The 22,355-nt window shown below is 54.4% G+C and carries 11 protein-coding genes; 2 read left to right on the top strand and 9 right to left on the bottom strand.

Annotation, left to right across the window (positions count from 1 at the left end):
- Window positions 1–18 precede the first annotated feature (18 nt).
- From B5D32_RS06810 to B5D32_RS06790, 4 genes are all read right to left on the bottom strand, one after another.
- Window positions 19–1,641 carry a relaxase/mobilization nuclease domain-containing protein gene (locus B5D32_RS06810; protein WP_006555733.1) on the bottom strand — a complete coding sequence of 541 codons (1,623 nt, stop codon included), beginning with the start codon at window positions 1,639–1,641 and terminating at the stop codon, window positions 19–21.
- Window positions 1,613–2,011, bottom strand: a complete 399-nt coding sequence (locus B5D32_RS06805) for a plasmid mobilization protein (RefSeq protein WP_034479871.1) — start codon at window positions 2,009–2,011, stop codon at window positions 1,613–1,615. Before B5D32_RS06805 ends, B5D32_RS06810 begins: the two co-directional genes overlap by 29 nt.
- 635 nt (window positions 2,012–2,646) lie before the next feature.
- On the bottom strand, window positions 2,647–3,192 hold the full coding sequence (locus B5D32_RS06795; protein WP_006857810.1) for a hypothetical protein: 546 nt from the start codon (window positions 3,190–3,192) through the stop codon (window positions 2,647–2,649).
- A complete protein-coding gene (locus B5D32_RS06790; protein ID WP_006857809.1) occupies window positions 3,189–3,836 on the bottom strand; it encodes a YfkD family protein in 648 nt (215 codons plus the stop codon). Before B5D32_RS06790 ends, B5D32_RS06795 begins: the two co-directional genes overlap by 4 nt.
- 197 nt (window positions 3,837–4,033) lie before the next feature.
- Between B5D32_RS06790 and B5D32_RS15510 the strand changes: the two genes are divergently transcribed.
- Window positions 4,034–5,731 (top strand): hypothetical protein, encoded by a 1,698-nt coding sequence (locus B5D32_RS15510; RefSeq protein WP_078784317.1) that lies wholly within the window; start codon window positions 4,034–4,036, stop codon window positions 5,729–5,731.
- Between the two features lie 22 nt (window positions 5,732–5,753).
- Here B5D32_RS15510 and B5D32_RS06780 read toward each other — a convergent pair whose 3' ends face one another.
- The 4 genes from B5D32_RS06780 to B5D32_RS06765 all read right to left on the bottom strand — a co-directional run bounded on the left by B5D32_RS06780 (window position 5,754) and on the right by B5D32_RS06765 (window position 16,268).
- Window positions 5,754–5,912: a M23 family metallopeptidase gene (locus B5D32_RS06780; RefSeq protein ID WP_078784316.1), complete on the bottom strand. Its 159-nt coding sequence runs from the start codon at window positions 5,910–5,912 to the stop codon at window positions 5,754–5,756.
- A complete protein-coding gene (locus B5D32_RS06775) occupies window positions 5,909–6,205 on the bottom strand; it encodes a hypothetical protein (protein WP_078784315.1) in 297 nt (98 codons plus the stop codon). Before B5D32_RS06775 ends, B5D32_RS06780 begins: the two co-directional genes overlap by 4 nt.
- 170 nt (window positions 6,206–6,375) lie before the next feature.
- Window positions 6,376–13,839, bottom strand: a complete 7,464-nt coding sequence (locus B5D32_RS06770) for a YDG domain-containing protein (protein ID WP_143402695.1) — start codon at window positions 13,837–13,839, stop codon at window positions 6,376–6,378.
- Between the two features lie 65 nt (window positions 13,840–13,904).
- Complete coding sequence (locus B5D32_RS06765) at window positions 13,905–16,268, bottom strand: helix-turn-helix transcriptional regulator (protein ID WP_078784313.1); 2,364 nt, start codon at window positions 16,266–16,268, stop codon at window positions 13,905–13,907.
- Window positions 16,269–16,521: 253 nt separating this feature from the next.
- Between B5D32_RS06765 and B5D32_RS06760 the strand changes: the two genes are divergently transcribed.
- The gene (locus B5D32_RS06760; protein ID WP_078784312.1) at window positions 16,522–20,700 is read left to right on the top strand and encodes a pectate lyase-like adhesive domain-containing protein; all 4,179 of its coding nucleotides are present in this window, start codon (window positions 16,522–16,524) and stop codon (window positions 20,698–20,700) included.
- A gap of 21 nt (window positions 20,701–20,721) precedes the next feature.
- On the opposite strand, the gene B5D32_RS15670 is transcribed toward B5D32_RS06760, so the two are convergent.
- On the bottom strand, window positions 20,722–22,353 hold the full coding sequence (locus tag B5D32_RS15670) for a M23 family metallopeptidase (protein ID WP_078784311.1): 1,632 nt from the start codon (window positions 22,351–22,353) through the stop codon (window positions 20,722–20,724).
- Between the last annotated feature and the right edge of the window lie 2 nt (window positions 22,354–22,355).

The raw sequence follows: 22,355 nt of genomic DNA, 5'->3' as shown, positions 1-22,355 counted from the left end.
ATCATTTCGGGGCGGTTTTTAACGCTCCTGTTCCTGCCTTTTCACAGGCTTGCGCTCCCGGCGTAAAATCTGGTCGATATTGCCCTTGACGGTCTGTAAGCGGCGGTATTCCTCCCGTTTTGCCCGGTAATCGTTGTAGCCGCTGTTTTTCTCTTTGATAAGGCTTTCAATCTCTGCTTGCAGGGATTTATAGCTCGGCAGCTTGGAAATGCCGTTCTCCCTGAAATAACGGGCGGCTGCGTCTGCTATGATAAAGTCACTTTCGTGCTTCTGTCGGTAGGCTGCTTTTGCTTTGGCGTTTTTCTGCTGTTTCAGCCCGTCCCGGACAGGGCGGGTCTTGGAATAGGCAAGTACCTGCCGTTGCAGCTCCTTTTTCCCGTTCAGCGTCTTTTCCACCTGCTTCAGCTCTGTAAGGCTTTCCTGCATGGCGGCATAAGCGGCAGAACAGGCTTCGTCCAGTTCCTCCGGGGAAGAAAAGCCATACTGCTGATAGGCGGTAACGGTAGCTGCCATTTGCTTTAGGTTGTGCTTTGCCGCCCAATGGTCATAGCCCACGCCCTTGCCCTCGGCTCGCTTGGCTTCCCGGTCAACCATGCGCTGCAAGGTGTTGTCTGCCGGGGTGGTTTTTTTGGCTTTTTCCTCCCGCAAGCGTCCCTTTTGGGTGTGGGGGTATTCGGGTATGGCTGTGGTCTGTTCGGCGGCTCTGTGGGCGTTCTGCGTGAGCAGGGCAAGGACAGCAGCCTTGTCAAAATCGTCCCCCAGCTTCCGGGCTGTGATAGGCTTTGTCCTGTCTGGCGTGAGGTAGGAAAGACGCCCCCGGCTCTCCTTGACGGTCACGCCCTCCCGCAGCAAGAGGAAAGAAAACTCGTCAAAGCTGGTAGCTTGGGAAAGTGCCTGCCGTATCGTCCGGCGCAGCTTCGCCTTGTCCGTTTCAAACTTGGTGGGCTTGGTCGGCTGTCCGGCGGCTTCTCTGGCGGCGTTCTCTTTATCAAGGGCAAGCTGTCCTTTCTTTGCCGCCCAGTATTCCCGTTCCGTTATCCGTTCCTTGCTGCCGTTCAAGAGGTCGATTTGGTAAAGCCCCTCCCGGTGGCACATCTCCATGACTTCACTCTTGAAATATTCCATAGCGGCATTGGTACAGCGGTGCTTGCAGCCCTCCCTTGTGTCGGCTGGTCTGTCCATGTAGGGCAGAAGCGGGACTTCGTAAATCCGCAGGGAGTTGATGACGATATGCACATGGATATTCCCGCTGTGGTTATGCCCGTCCGGGTGGGTGCAGATTAGGGCTTGGTGTCCGGGGAAATGTGCCTTGCAGAACTGTTCCCCCAGTTCCTGCGCCCGGTCTGTGGTCAAGCCGTTGTCTGTTCCGTCCCGTGGGTCAAAGCTGATGATATAGTGGTGGCTTTTCACATCTTCCCGTTTTTGATTTTTCTCATGGCGGAGATTGGCTCGCATACAGGCAACGGCGAAATCCTCGCCCCCGCAGTTAAGGGAAGAAATGCGGTAATCCTCCCTCGGTATCAGCCGCCCGTTTTCATCAAGGGTGGGCTTCATGGTAAACTCGTCATGCTCAAATGTGAGGTAGGCTTCCGCTGCGCCATAGTCCGCATTTTTAGAGCTGATATGTTTGAATGTTGCCAACAGCGTCACCTACTTTCTGCAAGACTTCAAACTTTAGGGCAGCAAGGTCGGAAACCGCCGCCCGTACCTCCCCGGCAAGCTGCGGGTAGGGGCTGTGCCACTCGTTCAGCGTCCGGGCTATCTGGTTTAAGTTGCCGCCGATCCTGCCGTATTCGGCGGTCAGCTTCCCGACAGCGGCAAGCAGCTCGTCGTTGACGGGGGAAACGGTTATGATGGGGCGTATGGCTGCCCCGGTTATGGCTTGCCGGATAAACTCGGCTTGGCTCATGTTGCAGGCAGAAAGCCTTTCCGCAAACTCGGCGTATTCTTCCTCGGTCATGCGTGTCTTGACTACCCGGCTGCGGTGCGGCGTGTTGTATCGTTTTCGCATGGTAAAACCTCCTTTCTGTGCGTGGTGTCCTCTCACTAATAGGAGAAAAACGGGGTGTGAAGCGGAACTGTTTTTGAAAAATCCGAAAAAATATTTTGAGGGATTTTTAAGCGGCGCAAGCCGCATAAGCAGGGTTTGGGGAAGGCACTCCCCAACAAGATTCCCGCAGGGGCAAAATGAGCGAAAAGCGAATTTTGGTACTGCGGTAGAATCTTGCTCTAAGAAACTGCCGGACTGCCGCTCACTTCCTACTGCCACTTTTTCGGGAAATCGCAACCAGTTTTTTCATAAAAGGCTGCGGGCTGGCGTTCTCCCTCTCTTTCTGGCAAAGACTTTTCCGGCGGCTTGGTCTTTCCCAACAATAAGGCGTTTCAGAAGCTGTGTTTTGCCCGCTGCTTGATAGAAAACGGGAATTTCCCCCTGCTCACTTATCAGTACCGATACTTTCTCGATTTGCCAAAAATGGGCGCAAAAAAAGCAGCAAATCTTTTTCAGACTTACTGCTTCATGTGCCGCTATGGGGCAGCGGTTATTCAGTTGTAAAATAAAAGAGGGCGGTAGCACTTTGGGCTATCGTCCTCTTGGCTACACATTTGCAAAGACAGGCGGGGCTGTCAACGGTGGGCGAAGCCCATTTACTTGCCGTTGACTGGCTCGGCTGGATTTGCTACTTTCGATCTGATGTTTTCTTGTGAAGAATACACTGTATTGACTTTACCTTGATTTTCCTCCTGTGTTACTGTAATATTAAAGTCGTGAATTTCAGAATTTGTACTAGAGATTTCCAAATTCAAAGAAATAGAAATTACGTTTTTATCAAGTTGTAATCCATCTTCTTTGCAATATGTCGCTGAATAACCACTTGCAAGAACTACCTGACCTACCCCATTTTCATCAAGCACAAATAATGTAGCTGATGAACCAGTTTCTTTATTTCGGGCTATCGCAACCAGTTGTATTGGGGCATTTTCAGCGGAACCAAAAACATATTCTAATAATTCAAATGAAGGATAGTCTTGTGGAAAATTTTCAATAAATTTCTCGCCCCGGCTTTCAATAGAACCGGCACTTTCAAGCTCTGGCAGTACTTCTTTTGTGTTGTCATCAGGTGGAGAATTATTAGAACAAGCACTCAACAAAAGTACAAAAGCTAATAGTAATATAAACAATTTGTTTTTCATTGTGCTTTATATACTCCTGTTGGCGTGTATACCGTCATTCCCTTTGGAACTTTTATGGCTGAGTAGCTAGAAGTTGTTACTTTATAATGGACAGAATTTTTTTGTGGTGCATAAGATTCTGTTAATGTTTTATATTCATAAAAAACATTTTCAGGATAGCCGTCCATATAAACCTTGTATTTTAAACGACCAGCTGTTCTAACAGCAGGAATATAAACATTTAACACTTCAAATTTCCCCGGTGCAATACTATATGAGACACCCGCTGATGTTCCTTTTGTCCAACTACGTGAACCGGTAACTTCAACTCCTACTTCCGCCTGCATTTTTGCAAAAACAACATTTGCTTCTGTTGTGCCATTGGCATAACCCGCAATAGATGCGGTGGTTGTTCCGCTTTGTTCATATTGATATGTAATTTGCATAGGACTTGAGCCTTGAGTATTATCGCCTGAAACAGAACCTAATAATTTATGAGTATAATCAATATTCGTATAATTAGGCTCATAACCTACACATTCTCGTATATATACTCCTCTACGTTCTGGTATTCCTGAATCGTTAGCTGCAAAAACAGTAGTGTTCATTGTTGTTACAATAGCTAAAGAAAAAACTATCCCTAATATTGTTTTGATTTTTCTCATTATGGACTTCCTCCTTTGCTTAAAAAGTTATATTTTGTTGTGTGTTTCATCAAACCATTGGCATCATCTCCTTTTGTTTTATAGTACCATATTTTAGCTATTATATCAATTATCAAATTCAATTTTGCTTTTTTTTGGTTAATTTTTCTGAATAGTGAAGGCTGTCTATCAAATTCTTGTGTGTTACTTTACCGCACATGAGCATTATCGGCTGGGATAAAGCGATTCCCGCGACCATGCCCGCCGAGGATTTGACGATCACGGCTCAGTGGCGTGATATTGCAGCGCCTACAGGCGAAATCAAGATTGCCGAAAACGGCTGGAAGTCTTTCCTCAACACCATCACCTTCCGTTTGTTCTTTAAGGATACGCAGACGGTAACCGTTACCGCCGCGGACAACAGCGGCAAAGCGGTTAAGATCGAATACCTGCTGAGCGATAAGGCGCTTACCGAATCGGAACTTGCGGGCATGACTTTCACGGCATATTCCGCACCGTTCAGTATCAATCCCGATAACGAGTATGTTATTTATGCAAAACTGACCGATACCAGCGGAAACGTTGCCTACATTAACACAAACGGCATCGTGCTGGACGCAACAGTCCCCGTTATCTCCGGCATTGAAGCCGGCAAAACCTATTGCGCAGCACAGACTATTACCGTTGACGAAAAGTATATCGGCACCGTGAAGGTGAACGGCACGGAAGTCAGCCTTGATAGAAACAGTCAATTTGCTCTTTCCCCCGCAAGCGGCAAGCAAACGATTGTTGTGACCGATAGGGCAGACAACGAGACAAGGGTTACCGTGACCGTAAATAACGGCCATACCTACGAGTGGCAGAGCGAAAACGGACAGTATTGGCAGAAGTGCAAATTCTGCAATCACGAAACTGCGAAAAAGGATATTCCGACCATTAACATCAGCGGTGCCGACAAGGTTTGCAGAACGCAGGATTACAAATTCAGCTTTACTTTGCCGGAAAGAGCTACCGGCGCAACCTACGGATACAAATTTATCGGATTTGGTGACGGTCCTCTTACGCCGACCGTTGAGAATGGTTTGTACAGCGGTATCATAAAAGCATCCACATATCCGGCGAAAGAAAACAGCTTTAAGCTGATCGTGAGTGCAAAGACCGCTGACGGCTTTGCGTTCTCTGCCGAAAAGAAGGTTACCATTCAAAACGAGCACACCGGCGGCACGGCTACCTGCAAGGATAAGGCAAAGTGCGAGGTCTGCGGCGAGAGCTACGGAAAGCTTGACCCGAACAACCACGCCAACCTCAAGCATATAGATGCAAAGGCGGCAACAAAGACTTCTGAGGGCAATATCGAATACTGGTACTGCGACGGCTGCAACAAGTATTACAAGGACGCCAAAGCAACACAGGAAATCACCAAGGCTCAAACCGTAACGGCAAAGCTGCCCCCGAAAATCACGGCCGGTGATGGTGCAACGGTCACACAGGGCGAGAAAAAGGAGCTGTCTTTCACTTCTGACGCATCCTTCGCCGATTTCCTTCGTGTAGAGCTTGATGGCTCTACGCTGGACGAAAAGAACTATACGAAGAAGGAGGGTAGCACGATAATCACGCTGAACCGTGATTTTGTTGCTACACTTTCCGTGGGTGAGCATACGCTTGCGATCGTTTCTAAAAGCGGTACGGCTACGGCTAAGTTCACCGTCAAGGCAAAGCCGACTGAAACGACAACCCCGCAGCCTACTGTGACACCGCAGCCCACGGCACAGCCCCAGCCGACGGTGCAGCCTGTTTCCCCGATTCCGCGCACCGGCGACACCGCCAACCCCGCATTGTGGTTTGCGCTGCTGATTGTCAGCGGCTCCGCGCTGGCGGCAATTTTCGTACTGCGCAGGAAAGACAAGCGCAAGTAAAAAAAATTGATACCGGCCTATATCAGCGCACGGAAACCATATCCATAGGATTCACACGCACGCCATTCTGCATTACCTCAAAATGCAGGTGGTTGCCGGTGCTGTCACCGGTACTGCCTACATAACCTATAACCTGCCCTGCCGTTACCGCTTCTCCTGCGGTAACGGCAGTTTGCGTCATAAAGAGATCATAACCTCGCACTCTTTCGGCGTCAGCTTGTGCAGATACTTTTTGATTCCTTCCCACATCAGCTTGGACTCGACGCTTTCCTCAATCGGGTTCATCAGGCGTCTATACACTGTGTCTACCTCGTCACGGCATTCCTCAATGGAAATCTCATGCTTTGCCTTAACCATCAGTGCACGAATGTAAGAAGCGCGCCGGGCATACAACACCTTGGTCATGAACTTTGTAAAGCGTGCAGCCAGTTGCGCGTCCTCACCACTAAACCATAGCTTATTTTTCTTTGCCATCGTAAACCTCCTGAATTTTGGGTTTCATTGAATAGACCTCAAAATTCGGAGGCGCGCGGGTCGGGTAAGAATTACGGCAACGCATCTTACATTAAGCGAACGCAAAAAAAGACCCGACAGCCGTTGTGGCTGTCGGGCCAAAAACAATCTGTAATTGTCTTTATAACCGATTACTTATCGTTTCTTTTCTTGCAGACAAATACAACTGCAAGTCCGAGCAGGGATGCCACCAGAAGCACGACGTACAGCGTGGGGTTGGAGGTATCGCCCGTTTGCGGCATTGCCGTTATGGTGGACGGCTTTGAAGTGCTTGCCGGGGTGGGGGCCGGTGTGGGAGCAGCAACTTCGTTCTTCTTGGTTTCGCTGCCGTTTGAACTGTTGTTGCTGCACGGATTGCTGCCGCTGCTCGGCACGGCGGTGTCCTTATAGGCAATCGCGTAGTCGGAGAAGCGGTCGGTCTTAAAGGTCAGCGTCTTGCCGGCTGCGTCAAACGCGGCATCCAGCACAGTAATCGTGCCTTCATGGTTGCGCACAATGCAGTAGGTGCGGTTGACCGCGCTGTTCGTATTGATGAGCGCGTCCGGCACCGCAACGGAGATCGTCAATGCGTTTTTGGTCGTGTGCAGGGCAACACCGGCCTGTTGGCTACCGTTTACCGTCATGTACTTGAACAGACTGATGTCGAGATACTGCCCGATGGTGCAGCCCTTGGCGGCCTGTGCCATCGCAGTTTTGACTTCATCGGGGACATTGGCCTCTTTCACGGTCAGCACAATGTCCACGCTTGCGCCGTCGGCAATCTGTGCCAGTTCATCGGCGGTAATGTCGCCGCTGTCCACCAACATGGCAAGCAATTCGGCTTTGTTGGTCAGCAGGGTGGCGGGTGGCACAGTGCCCTCAGACTTGACAACCACTTTCACCTCGCCGCTGCCAATCGCAATCTCCTCGCCGGGGGCATCCTCCGCCTTGGCGGGGATAATCACGTAGGTCTGTTCAACAGTGCCGGTATAGTTGCCCTTGGCGGTGATGGTCAGTGTGTGGCTGCCGGGGGCAGTGGCGGTGTTGCCCGCCACGGTGTAGGAATCTGCGGGGAGTTCTTTGCCGTCCAGCAGGACTTTCTCGACCGTTTGGGTCTGTTCCGCGCCGTTGGCGGCAAGACCCTTGCCCAGCACAACTGTTGCGCTCTGGATGGACTTCGGCTTGATGGTAAACGTACCCTTGGCAAACGTCACATCGTAGTTCGGGTTTGCGCCAGCATCAGCGGTGCCGGTGATGTCATACTCGCCGGCATTCTCGCCCTCAGCACGCGCCAGCGTGATACCTGTCAGCGTTTCACCACTCAGTACACCACTGACTATGTAAGTCAGTTTGGGGTCTTTTTCCTCATATACCTTGGACTTGTTGTCCGGGGTGACGGTGACTTCCTTGGCGGTGATGGTGGCAGTGGTTTCGGTCTGATTTCCGCTTTCAGCCAGCACATAGTTGGCGGCAGAATCGCCGCCCAGCGTCAAACCGGAAATGGCAACATTCTGCTTGCCTGCTACAGCCTTTTCAAACATACCCTTAGCCGCAACGGTCAGCTTGTCATTTTTCAGAATACCCTCAAACTGGGCATTACTGCAATCCAGCTTTGCATCGGTCGTACCGTCATAAACTTTGTCGTTTGCCGTAATGCCGGAAACGGTAACAGCCTTCGGGGTAATCACAAAGTCGGCGGTCGTTTTTCCGGTAAGCGTGTAATTTCTGTTGGCAATCGAGGCTGTAACCGTGTAGCTGCCGACATTGACGGGAACATCTGTGGCGTCGTAGCCATTGCCGGTGTAGGTAAGCGTTACAGGAATATTTTCCCCCGCCACAGCGCCGGAAAGTTCGGCAGCGGCGGCAGTGACACTGCCGTAAGTGCCGCCGTTCGAGGTAATGGTAACGGTGACTTCCTTGGCGGTGATAGTGGCGGTGGTTTCGGTCTGATTTCCGCTTTCAGCCAGCACATAGTTGGCGGCAGAATCGCCGTCCAGCGTCAAATTGGAAATCGTGACTTTCTTCTCACCGACATCAGTGCTTTCCATTGTACCTGTGGCAGTAACGGTTAAGGTGTCATTTTCCAGAACACCGCCAATGGTCACCGCGCTGTAATCCAGCCCAGCATTGGTCGTGCCGTCATAGACTTTGTCGTTTGCGGTGATACCCGAAACCGTAACCGCCTTGGGGTTGACCGTAACGGTTGCAGTGCCGGTCGCAGTTGCATATTCTTCGTAGCCCTTGGCAGGGGTGAACGTCCACGAAGCCGGATAGTCGCCCGCAGCTGGCTTGAACGTGCCATTCGTCCATGTGAATGTACCGTCAATCACCTTGCCGCCAGCTTTCATCTTACCTGCAATTTTACTGTCATTCAGCGCTTGACCATAGGTAATATCGCTTGCGCTGATGGTGCCGTCCGGCACAGGAACATCCTTGTTTTTGGTTTTCACCCCGATGGTTAAGTAAAAATCTCGATAGTTATCCGAGGTGACGCGGACATCAATCGTGCCGACAGAACTTACCCTATTGTAATCCACTGCCGGAACGGTCAGCTTCAGCTTATACTGACCGTTTTCCTCCACAACCTCGGCCTGAACCGTGTCCTTGTAGCCGTCCGTCAGGTAGGTGCCCCTCAACGAATAGCTGACGTTGCCGTACCCACAGGGAGAACTCAGCTTAGGCAGGTAGCTGTCTGTCAATAGCATTTCATAGGTCTTTGCCAGATCGTTGATGACCGTCACTGCGGGATGGAAATCGGATCTGGGCGCGGCGGCCTTGTTGATGGTAAAGTTTGCGCCGCCGCTGACGGTGTAGTTGCCGCCGGGGGTGTTCGTGATGGTTACAGCGGCGGTGTTATTGCCCGCGTTGATATTGTCGGAATAGCTTACTGCATACTCTTCCTTCGGAATGACCACATCGCCGTCTTTGAGTTCGACAGGCGGCTGTTGTTCATGCCCGTTGTAGGTGCAGGGGGCAACATTGATTGAGGGATTCGTAACGACTTTGGGGGTGATTTTCCACTCCGCCGAGGCGGTGCCGGTGTAGTTTCCATTACCTTGGATGGTTAGGGTGATACTGTCGCTTGCATTGGTGGCCTTGTCACCGCTGACAATATCGTAGGTTATTTCGTCAGACCAGTTGGCCAGCTTCACTTCGGTAATGGTCGGTGCTTTTTCCGTAGTGTCGTACGGGAAAGCCGTCTGGTTCAGCGTGATAACCGCCCCCTCGATGGACTTAGGCACAACTTTGACGGTCACAGTGCCGGTTGCGGTTGCGTATTTCTCGTAGCCCGCAGCCGGGGTGAATGTCCAATCGGCTTCATAGCCGCCCGCGTTAGGAGTGATTGTGCCATCTGTCCATGTAAACGTACCGCTGACGGATTTGCCGGTATTGGGGTCTTTCATCTTGCCCGAAATTTCGCTCTTGCTCAGTGTGTCACCGTAGGTAATCGGCATTGCGGTGATTGTGCCGTCCGGCTCAGGTTTGATTTGGTCCACCGCGTTGAGGACGAGCTTCAGCTGAAAGTTTTCGTAGTTGGTGGTGGTGACATTCACCTTGACGGTTCCGATTTGGCCGGTCATTGTTCCATCTTTCGCATAGAACTGTGCCAAAGTCAGCACGCCTTTTTTAAACTCTACGATCGTCTCGTCGTAATAATATCCGCTTTGGCTAACAAGGGAAATATCAGCCTGACCATAGCTTATCGTGCCATATTTGCCCTTGGGCAGTCCGGGCAGTATATTATTGAAGTCATAGGTGTACGTCTGACATGTGCCGTTGATTATGTCCAGTGTGCCGGTCGGGTTATTCATGGGCGCGGTGGCCTTATTGATCTGGAAGGTCTTATCATCAAAATCCGCGCCGTTCAGCGTAAAGGCCTTTTCCGTCGTGCCGTCTTCAAAGGTATAGTTCGTGTCTGTCAGCTTGACGGTGAAGGAGATGTTCTTTTCTGTTTCGCTTGCGTTGGCGGAATCATACTTGGCGTCGGTCAGCTCGAAACCGTTGCCCTCCGACAGAGGAAGCGGCAGTCCGGCCTGATGGCCTGCGGAGCCTGCTGCGCTTACAAGCGAAATCTTGCCGTCGGGCAGATCGGTCGTGCCGTCGTAAGCCTTGATCACGTCTCCGACCTCGACCTTCGCCTTGTGCGGAACGATTCTCCATTCGGCGGTTTTCGAGCCGGTGTAGTCGCTGCCTTCGACTGCCTTGATGGTCAGCGTCTGGGTGCTTACGCCAGCAGAGGAAGCAGTGCCGCTGGCGGTGTAATCAACGCCCAATTTCAGCGTCTTGCCGTTGTACGTTACGGTGAAGCCCGGCGCGGTAGTGGTGGAGCGATAAGGCTCATAGGTGCTTTCGTTGCTGCTGCGGAAGGTGATCTCGGCCTTGCTGAGGTTCGGCTTGGTGACGGTCAGCTTCTTTTCGGTGCTCTGCACCGTGTAGCCGTCCTTGGTGGCGGTGAAATAAACGCTGTATTTTCCAATCGTGTTACAAGGCAAGTCTACGACATAGTACCAGTTGGTGCCAATCTTTTGATATTCAGCTTTCCTCTGGCTGTATGTGGGCACGTTGTTTCCAACGATCTCCCCGGTGTAGATGTATACATCCGCACCACTTGTATTGCAGCTGGCGCAAAGCTGGACGGTCGTACCGCGCTCCACCTTCGGCGGGTTGCCGGTCAGGCTCTTGCCATCAACCTTCAGATTCAGGGTCTTGGTGGTGATGGGCAGTCTATTGATGATAACATTGTTCAACTGCGAGCCGTTGACATCATCCCGGGCATACCACTTGTGGGTGCCGTCCGCGTTGAGCACCTTGTATCCAAGTGCTGTGTCATTCAGAATATTTTTCCACGTCGCGCCCTCTGCCAACGTCAATTCGCCGATCACGGCGGGATATTTCGACCCGGCGAGTTTTGCTCCTCTGTAGGCAACGACCGCGTCAATGCTGGCTGTGGTGGTGTTTTGTGTGTTGCTGAAAGTGGTGGTGTTGCTGGCCGCAGCCGCCTTGACCGTCACCGTACCCTTGATGGAGTGGCCTTTCAGGTTAAGTCCCGTGTCCCGCGTACCGTCGATGGTGTAATCGCCGGTCACGTCGGCCAGCAGATTGAATTCTGCGCCGCCGTCTCTGTCTGCGTCAAGGGCTGTCTGCAAATCAGCAAATCTCTGCCACGGGCGGCTGCCCTCGCCATTGTTCAAGGCTGTTTCAGCCACCGCGGGCGCGTTGCAGTAGGGACAGTTGGTGCCATCAAAGCCGTTCTTGCCGCCGTGGCTGCACGACTTTACCACCAGGTCGCAGGTCTTGGAAGCGGCTTCCTTCAGCGTGAGCTGCGTGTCGCCATTGTAGTAAGCCAGTCCCGCTTGCCCGGGAAGCAGATCATCCAATGCGATACCTTTATGCAGCTGTAGACCACTTCTCGAAATCTTTCCGCCGTACAGCTTGACTGTGCCGCCCCAAACCTCCAGCCGGAGCAAAGTGGTATGGTCATTCTCCGGATCAAATACCAGTGTACCGCCGTCCCGCACGATCACTCCCACCGCGCCGTTACCGCCGCTGCTGTCAATGACCGTCAGGTTACCGGTGCGAACCTGGCCCGTGGCCGTAAGGCCGCCGACATTCAAGCTGTATCCGCTCAGACTGTGTCCGTCCAAATCCAGTGTGAGGGTTTTGCTGACATATATACCGTCAGGCAGCATCGTATTTGCCAGCAGCTTGACGGTCTGACCGTCAGTTGCCGCATCCAGCGCGGACGGCACATCGGTATAATAGGTTTCGCCGATGCCGGCCGCAAACTGTGTCCCGCAGACCGTGCACTTGCCGTCTTTGTCGATGGTACTCGCGCCCTCGGTGTTCGTGTGGGTGCAGGAAAATCCGCAGGCACACTTGTTGTTCACCATGGTGTGGGTGTGTTCCTTGACGGTTACGTCGGCCAGCTCCGTTGCATTGCCGTCCTGCACGTCGTCGCCCTTGTAGAAAGCGTGCACCTTCTGCGTATCCAACAGGGACATGAGCGGCTGCAACTCTTCTGCGATGTAGCTCTTAATGCTTTGGAACGTGCCGCCGCTGATGGCGATGGTTCCGTTGCGCGTGAACTGCACATCGCCAAACGTGCCGTCCGTAATGTTCAGCGTAGCGCCGGAAGCGACAACCCATTCACCCGCGTGTTTGGAGCCGCCATTGACGGTGACGGAAGCACCCTCCAATACGGTGAGGCCATACACCGTGCCGTTGCTGACGGTCACAGAGCCACTGTTCGCGTCGCAGAGAAGTCCCGCGCATCCTGAACCGCCGATCTCGCCGCTCTGGATGTCCAGTGCGCCGGCCATGAACATGAGATTTGAAATTCTGCCGTAAGCGCCCTCGCCTGTAACAGTCAGGTTGCCTGTCGCGAGAGTTTCTTTTTTCTGCGTTTCCTCGTTAGTCTCTGTGAATCCAACCTCGAGGTAGTCGACCGTCTTGTGGTTCAGATCGAGCGTCAAGGTTTTGGTGACAACGGGTACGATGGAAGCATACTGTTCGAACGTAAAATCTTCACCGAGCGCATTGAGGGCGTCTGCATCCGTCACATGGTCTGCCAGCAGCTTGACGGTGTCGCCGTCCCGTGCCGCATTCAGCGCCCTGGGGAGAGACTTGTACTGTTTGCCGTTCACCTCGGCTGCATCCGGCAAGCCGGTGACGGTGATGGTGGCGCTTGCCTGCACGGAGGTGTTCCCCAGCTCGTGAACGAACAGCGTATACGTGCCACCGGGCGTTTCCTCATCGATCTTGACGGAGACGGTATAAGTGCCGTCGCCGTTGTTCTTCTGGCTGATGGTAAAGTAGCCATTGACCGCGCTGCCCTGAACATAGGCGTTCAGCGTGTCCGTGCCGGTATAATTGGCAGTGAACACGGCGGTCTTGCCCGCGGTAAGGCTCTTGCTCGTTTCGGTCAGCGTCAGGCTCGGCGCTGCGGGTGTGGTGCTGCCCACCTGCTTGTTGGTCAGCTTCTTTGCGATTTCGCCGCCTACTTTATAGGTATCGGTGTCAAAGCCAGCTTCCGCAGCGGTATCGCCGTTCACTGTGGCGGAGCCGTAGAGCGTTTTGGCGGCAGGCTCTGCCGCGCTATCCAGCTCGACCGCCTTCACTGCGCCGGAGATCAGCATATCCGTGCCATCGAAGTACAGCGTGCCCTTCACGCCGACCTGCGCGCCGCTGACAAAGGCAGAGCCGGAAACCACGTTCAGCTCGCCGGTAATGGCCGCTTCCGCTTCGGCGGGCGCGGTCATGGTAAACGTGCCGCCCGTTGCATCAACGGTTACAGTACCATCGACCGTGCCGCCGTTCAGCGTCAGACTGTCCGTGGCATCAATATTGCCGGTGATGCTGTGCCCGTTCATGTGGATGGTCGTCGCGGCGTAGACGGTGAGGCCTTCCGTGACGCTGTCGAGCAGCGTGATCTCGCCTTCCTCCATATTGTCCAAGATCTCCTGCACCGTTTCATACTGCGTCCCGCCGCTCTCCGCGACGTAGTGCGTCCCGCCGCTTCCTTCGCCGTTCTCCGTGACGTCGGCGAAGACTGCCGTGGGCAGCGTCGTCAGACAGAGCGCCAGCGTCATGAGCATACTCAATACTCGTTTTTTCATGTACTTCCTCCTTGAGAAATAGTCCTGCTTTTATGTGAAAATCCGGCTTCTGCCGGATGCTGTTTTTACAGGTCCTCGGGGACTAAATGCAGCTTCTTCGCGGCTGTCCTGGCTTCCGCCCGGCGCTTCACGTCCAGCTTGTCGAGGATGTGGCTGACGTGGGTTTTCACCGTAGGCAGCTTCACGTCCATGATCCGGGCAATCTCGGCATTGGACTTGTCCGCGCAGAGAAGATGCAGAATTTGCAGCTCCGTGGGCGTCAGCTCCTCGCCGGGGGCAAGGCGGGGTTCGAGAAAATGCGGGTAGAACGCCGCCTGCATCCGCACCGCCGCCATTAACTGCTTATACCACTTTTTGTCGCCATCCCAGTCCAGTGCCACCAGCAGCGGCAACACCGCCGTGCCGTATACGCTGACGGTGCGGATAAAGCTGTATTCCGCCGCCGCGTCCAGCGCCGCCGTCAATCGCTCGCGCCACCGTTCGTCGCGCTTGCGGTGCAGGGTGATGGCCGTCAGGACATTCAGGTGAATGCCGTCGATGATGCGGGCGCAGTTTTGAATGTACGGCTCCATGGGTGAGAGTGTCAACAAAGCGGCGTCCGGGCGGTTCTGCATAATTTCCACCATTGCCTGCGTCAGATACCGGTAGCGCCGCATGACGTTCAGGTGCGTGGGTTCGCGCGGGGCTTTTTCCCGATACCACGCGTCCGCCGCGTCAAGGTTGCCGGTGTGCATATCAATACGGCAGAGCATGGCGTCCATATTGGGCAGAAAGCGTGTCAAACCGCGCTCGGCAAAGCATTCCCGGAGTACCTCGATGGTGCGCCGCGCGTCCATTGCCTGCCCGTTTGCCAGCTGGCTGCGGGCCAGAAGCCCGCTGACAGCGAACTCCATGTCCGGCGTACCCCGGTTGCGGATTTCGTTCAGCTGCGGGAGAAGGGACAGCATCCGCCCGGTGACGTCCTCACCCTTTTCAAATTTGCTCTCGGCAATGGCGCAGTCGGCAAGACCCACGCCGTCCCGCCCCAGTACCGCCTCCACGGGGATGCGGAGAGTTTTGTAGAGCAGGTCATCCTTTTTGCTCCACTCTGAAAAATCCTTGCCGCCGTTCATAATGCTGGGCAAGGTACTGGTCACGGAAAAAGACGGCAGCGTTATTTCTTTATCGGTCAGCAGCCGGAACACGGCCGGGATCGTTTTTATCAGCCCCTCCACACCGCGCTGCGGCAGGGAAATATCCAGCCATGCAAGGCGGCTGCGAGCCTGTCTGGCGGCAGGGTCCTGTTTTTTGCGGCAGTCGGCAAAGTTTTTTAGCGCCCCGTACCACCGTTCCGAGCCTTCATAGTCCATTGCTAGGGCGCAAAGCATACTCATTCCCTGCATCAGGGAAGGCGAAGCCAAGATTTCGCTTTCCGGCAGAGCGCGGTAATACTTTTCCATCTCGCTGTAATGCCCCATGCCGGGGTGCTGCTCGGAATTGCGGATCAGCAGCTCGGATATTTTGGCGTGATCCCCGCTTTTGGTGTAGCATTCCAGCGCGTGGGCATAATCCTCTTTCAGCTCGTAGTAAAGCGCCCCGCGGCTGAAAACGGCGCGGCGCTTTTCCTCGCTGCATTCTTTTTCCATCTCCCAGAGAAGGAAGGCGCGGAACTGCGGCCAGAAGTGGAAATGCCGCACATCGTCATAACGCAGCATCGTTGTGTTGTGCAGCAGCCAGTCCAGCAGATTCCCGGTGCGGGGGTCGCCGCTGACCATCCGCGCCATTTCCAGATCAAAGCGCTCAAAGGGGGCAAGATCCAGCAAAAAATGCCGCACCGGAAGATCGAACCGGCGATAGATGGCATCCTCGAAGTAGTTGAACACCTCCCGGTAAGCCTGCGCTACGATTTCCGGGGCGAACGGCTTGCCGCCGGACATACACCGCGCCGTAACGGCGACGCCCAGCGGGTAGCCGATGGATTCTTTCAGGATGCCGTTGATTTCGCTTTCCGTCACGGCTGCCTTGCGGGCGGCAAAAAAGCCGCGTATATCCTCGCGGTCAAAAAGAAGGTCGTCCGGCTCCAGCGTGGTCATAAGACCCGTGTATTGGAAGGCCGTCAAGTACGACGGCGGCACCCCGCGGGAGAGGAACACAAACCGCCGCGTCGGGTTGGCACGGATCAGTTCACAGAGCGCCTGCGCGGTTTCCTGCTCCTGCAAAAGCTGAAAGTCGTCGATCAAAAGGACATCCCAGTTTTCCGGCAGTGTGCGCAGCGTAAAATCCGGCGCATCGGCACACAGCCGCAGCGTCCGATGCCCGCACAGCAGCGCATTGGCCAGCGCCGTTTTGCCAAAGCCGCAGGGCGCACTGAAAAAAAGGATGCGGCCGCTTTGCATAACGCTGTCAAATTTTTGCTGCACAGATGGTTTTATCAGAATATTTCCGGTCAATTTTAACTCCTTTTGGGTGAAGAACGGGGAAAATGCCACACTATAATAGTTAAATTATATCATCCGAAGGGGAAAAGTAAATCATTCCAAAGTATGAAATTTGGTCCTTTTGAAGAGGTCGTGCAGCGCGCTTATCTTCGGCTTTACGATATATTCTCCCGAAAAAAGCACTTGACAATTCGAGCATTTCACCCCATAATTTATATAATTAGTGTGGTGCTGTCAGCGGACAGCAAAGAACGAAGGAGACAAGATGAAAAAGCAAATCGTAAGCACCCTGCTTGCCCTGTGTATGCTGCTGTGCCTTATGCCAACAGCGGCTTTTGCAGAGGACCGCACGGAAACCCCGCCTGTTTGCAGCTGTGAAACGGCCTGCACGGCAGAAGCAATGAACGCAGATTGTCCCATCTGCGGCGCGGAGGGGGCTTTGCCGGAGAACTGTGCAAAGTGCGCCCAGCCCGCAGACGATGCGGCAGCCCAGCCGGAGGATAGCGCAGACAATCCGCCCGTGTGCAGCTGTGAAACAGCCTGCACGGCGGAAAGCATGAATGAAAGCTGTCCCGTCTGCGGCGCGGAGGGCGCTTTGCCGGAGAACTGTGCAAAGTACGCCCAGCCCGCAGACGATGCGGCAGCCCAGCCGGAGGGAGAAGTGTCCGACCCCCAGCCGGAGGCGGCCTTGACGGCGTTGAGCGGCGAGGGCGTGACACCCGCCGCGGGCGAAACGGTAAGAGACGTCCGCACCGCGGATGAGCTGACTGCGGCGATTGCTGATTCTAGTGTCAACACAGTCAAGCTGGCAGGGGACATTAGCATCAGCAGTTTCCTGACCGTCACCCGCACCGTGACGCTGGACTTAAACGGTCATGTGCTCAAATATAAGAGCACAAACGAGGGCAGCGTGATTGTGGTCAAGGACGGCGTCAATCTGACGCTGACCGACAGCAACACCACCGCAGTACACAAGTTCACGCCCGACACCAACGGCCTGTGGGTGCTGGACGAGGCAAGCGGCACAGAGACCGTCAACGGCGGCGTCATCACCGGCGGCACGGGGAAACCGATTCAGTTCGGCAGCGGCAAATATGTCTACGACGCATATTATGGCGGCGGTGTGTATATCGCACCCGGCGGGCAGCTGACCATGACCGGCGGCAATATTGTCGGCTGCTCCGCGGAGTTCGGCGGCGGCATATGTATTGAGTCGGAGCGAGACGGCAAACAGGGTCAGTTCTCTATGTCCGGCGGCAATATTATCGGCTGCTCCGCGGAGTGCGGCGGCGGTGTATATGTTGATTCGGAGTCAAACCAGAGTCCGTTCTCTATGTCCGGCGGCAGCATCATCGGCTGTGTCGCCTCCGACATCGGCGGCGGTGTTCGTGCTTCCGGCACGTTCAAAATGTCAGGTCAGGCGGTCATTCGCAGCTGCACCGTCGAAAGCGCGACCCAATCTATTTACGGCGGAGGCATATATGTCAACAGCAGCAGCAGCTTTGAGATGTCTGGTGAGGCAAAAATCGAATACTGTCAGGCAATCTCCAACTCTTCCAAATCTTCAAACGGCGGGGGTGTCTATCTCACAAACAATACGAAGTTCACCCTGTCGGGCAACGCCGTGATTCAAAACTGCAAGGCGGATAATTCCGTCACCCCCGGCGAAACCTATGGCGGCGGCGTGAGCGCCGATTGCATGAGGCAGATCACCTTGGAGGGCAACGCGCAAATTTTCCAATGTGCTGCGGTAAACGGAAGCGGACTATACATCACCGGCTCTCTGATGTATCCTAATGACTGGGGGAAACTTTACGCCAACGGTGGCTCGGTTAACGGCGACGTCGTGCTGGGAGATAAAGATAAATACGACGGTCCCTGTACCATTACAGGCCTCGGCGGGACTGTGTTCAATGGCAAAGTGACCGTTACCCCCGACAGCACCATCGAAAAAGGCACATTCAACGGCGAGGTCATCAACAACGGTACCATCACCGGCGGCGTTTTTAACAGCACAGTCTCCGGCAACGGTACCATCACCGGCGGCACATTTAACACCCCGATGACCGGCAGCGGCACGGAGAGCGACCCCTATCAGATCAGCACCGCCGCCCAGTTAAAGCGGTTCCGGGATATTGTCAACGGCTCCAACGGCCAGACGCCGAACCGTGGCGCGTGCGCTGTGCTGACAGCGGATATTGATTTGAATAACGAACCGTGGACGCCCATCGGTCCGGACACAGACAGTGCCTATACCGGTGCCTTTGACGGGCAGGGATACACCGTCAGGAATCTGAGCATAACCGGCGATTTCAAGCGCGCCGGTCTGTTCGGTTGCGTAAAAGACGGTTCCATCCGGAAACTGACGGTGGCAGGCTCGGTGTCATGTACTGTTGACTATGGGTGGTGCGGCGGCATTGCGGGCTGTGCCGAGAGAGAAACCATCGAGAACTGCGCCAGCCTCTGCACAATCTCCTACACAGGCAAAGATGCCAGAGTCGGTGGAATTGTCGGATGGGTCCCCAATTCAAGTTCTTCGACAATAATCCGCGATTGCTATAACATCGGCAACATCACCGGCGGTAGCGACACTGGTGGTATCTGCGGATTCTATCTTACCGGAAATATTTTCAACTGCTATAATGTCGGCGAAATCACTGGTGGCGAATATATTGATAACATCGCAGGCTACTACATTAACAACCCCACCAACTGCTACTATCTGAGCAATACGGACACAGATCCCGCAGCTAAAACCGCCGCGCAGTTTGCTGACGGCACGGTGCTGACGCTGCTCAAGGCCGGCCGCAACGATTCTCCATGGGACAGCTGCCAGTATGTGGCTGCGGCAAAAATGACCCTGCCGGTGTTCAAGGGACAGGGCGATACTCATGAGCACACTTGGAGTGCGTGGACACCGAATGGCGACGGCACCCACAGCCGCAGCTGTGCCTGCGGCGTTGCGGAGACGAAAGCCTGCACCATCACCCCGGCCACCTGCACCGAAAAAGCAAAATGCACAGTTTGCGGTGCGGAATATGGCAATGTTCTGGGGCATGATTTTACTACCAGTTGGACACATGATGATAACGAGCACTGGAAGCAGTGTTCCCGTTGCGATGAAAAGAAGGACGTAAGCTCTCATACTTGGGACAGCGGCACGGTAACAACAGCGTCTACCTGCACAAAGGCGGGCGAAAAGACATATACCTGCACCAAATGCGGCGCGACAAAGACGGATTCGATCAATGCCACCGGCCACAGCTGGAAATCCGATTGGACATCCGATGCAACGCATCACTGGCATGAATGTGCCAACAAAAACTGCGATGTGACGGATAATTCGGGGAAATACGGCTATGCGGAGCACTCCGGCGGCACTGCCACCTGCACCGAAAAAGCCGTTTGCACCCATTGCGGCCAGTCTTACGGCGAAACCGACCCCGCCAATCATACCGGCACGGAACAGTGGACACAGACAGCCAAAACCCACGAGAAAAAATGGAGCTGCTGCGGTGTAATAACTGTGCAGAGTGAAAATCACAAGTGGACAGACGGCGTGTGCAGTGAGTGCGGATATGTGTGCCTGCATGATGATACAGATAAAAACCATATCTGCGATATTTGCGGCAAGACCATTTCCGAACACAAGGATGCAGATAACAATCACATCTGCGACTACTGCAACAAGAAAATCAGCGACCACTCCGGCGGCACGGCGACCTGCATAGCTAAGGCGGTCTGTGAGATTTGCGGAAAAAGCTATGGCAGCCTTGACCCGAACAACCACACCGACCTGAAACACATTGACGCAAAGGCCGCTACCGCTGCAGAGGAAGGCAACATTGCGTATTGGTACTGCGATGACTGCAAGAGGTATTTCTCCGATGCTGCGGCAAAAACGGAAATCACCAAAGCTGACACCGTGACGGCAAAGCTGCCCCCGCAAATCACAGCCGGGGATGGTGCAGCGGTCACACAGGGCGAGAAAAATGAACTGACCTTCACTTCTAACGCATCCTTTGCTGATTTTATTCGTGTAGAGCTTGATGGCGCTACGCTGGAGGAAAAGAACTATACGAAGAGAGAGGGCAGCACCATCATCACGCTGAACCGTGATTTTGTTGCAGCGCTTTCCGTGGGCGAGCATACGCTTGCAATCGTTTCTCAACACGGTACGGCAACGGCTAAATTCACCGTCAAGGCAAAGCCGACTGAAACGGCAACCCCGCAGCCGACTGAAACGACGACTCCGCAGCCCACAGCACAGCCCCAGCAGACGGCGCAGCCCCAGCCGACTGTTCAGCCAACGGTGCAGCCTGTTTCCCCGATTCCGCGCACCGGCGACACCGCCAACCCCGCATTGTGGTTTGCGCTGCTGATTGTCAGCGGCTCCGCGCTGGCGGCAATTTTCGTACTGCGCAGGAAAGACAATCGCAAGTAAAAAAATTGGTACCGGCCTATATCAGCGCACGGAAACCATATCCATAGGATTCACACGCACACCATTGTGCATCACCTCAAAATGCAGGTGGAAACCTGTGCTGTCACCGGTACTGCCTACATAACCTATAACCTGCCCTGCCGTTACCGCTTCCCCTGCGGTAACGGCAGTTTGCGTCATGTGGGCGTACCGCGTGGACAAGCCCGCGCCGTTGTCCAGCAAAACTTGGTTGCCGTAGCTGTTGTTCCAGCCGCTGACCAGCACCGTACCGCTGTGGGCAGCCAAGATGGGTGTGCCCTCCGGCGCGGGAATGTCTGTGCCGCGATGCCCGGCGTTGCCGAAGGCGTCCACTCCCCCGAAGTGGCAGGATATATAGGTGTGACCCGGCAGAGGCCAGCACAGCGCACCATCGGCAGCGGCAATCCCACCGCACAGGGCAAGCAGGCTGGGACGCATTTCCTCGGAAAGCAGCTGGTGCAAAATGTCCCGCTGGTCTTGCGTAAAGCGGTACAAATCTGCCAGCGCGTCCACCGATTTGCTGCTGACCGCGATGTGCAGAATGTACTCCGTGGCAGGCTCCGGGTCGGGTTCGTCCTCGGTCGGTTCCGGAGTGGCGGTTACTTCCTCCACCTCGGCGCTTATTTCGTGCATTGCCCAAAAGGTGTCCTGAATCAACTGCTTTTTGCCTTCGTCTATGACGACCACATCGCCGTCGTTGTTCAGGATGTTCTGCACGGCAAAGACGGCCAGCACTTCGGGCCAGTAGCTCGCCCAAGTGTGACCGTCCTCGTAGTCGTATTCCATCGTGGTTTCGCTGCATTCCGGATGCGCCAACACAATGTCATTGATGGCCGTGCCGAAGTCGGTGTTGGTTTCGGCAACGATTTCGGCAAGGCGGATTCTGTTCGGGTCGCCGGATTCATCGGCAAACAAGATGTCCATCGGTGAGCCGATCACCGCTGCGGCTGCGCCAATGACCATCGCCAGCAACAGCACCACGCCGCCTGCGCCAAGCAGCGCCAGCAGCGAACCGGCTACGCGGCGTATCGTGCGCGTCAGTATCGCTTTCAGCCGCAGCCACGCAGCTTGTAACACCGTGCGAACTCTGCCAAGCGCGGCTTGTCTGATGCCGCCGGAAAAGACAGGGACAGTATCGGGCAGTCTGACGCCGCTGCCAAGCACCGTGCCGCCCGCCTGCTTTCCCAAATGGCGGCGCATCGTTTCGCGCGTGAGGTGTTGGCGTTTCAGCGCCTGCATTTTGTCACGGTAGGAATCGGGCGTTTTGATCTCCCGCTTATCCAGCGCCTTTTGCCGAAAGCGCTGACGCTTGAATGCTTCTCGCTGGTCGGCGCTCTGCGCCAAAGGAGCATTTTCCGTTTCAGCGGGCTGGGCGGCGTGTGTGGTTGGCATACGCTGGCGCTTTTCCTGCAAAATTCGGAACTGACGGTAGCTGATTCGTCCTGTGTCCAGCGCCTTGCTTTGCACATTCTCTGCCGCCTGTGCGGTTTTTTCGGAAACAACCGACTGGGCGTATTCTTCCGGCGTCTGCTGCTCGGTATCTGCTGCCGATTCCGCCTGCTGCGCCGTCTGCTTTCGCTTGGCTTCAGCTTTTTGCAATGCCGCGCGCATCAGGCGCTTGCGCTTATACTCCATAT

It is taken from the genome of Gemmiger formicilis, assembly GCF_900167555.1.
Lineage (GTDB): Bacteria > Bacillota > Clostridia > Oscillospirales > Ruminococcaceae > Gemmiger > Gemmiger formicilis.
The sequence above is the reverse complement of the archived record's forward strand: the minus strand, read 5'-3'. Positions and strand labels throughout refer to the sequence as shown.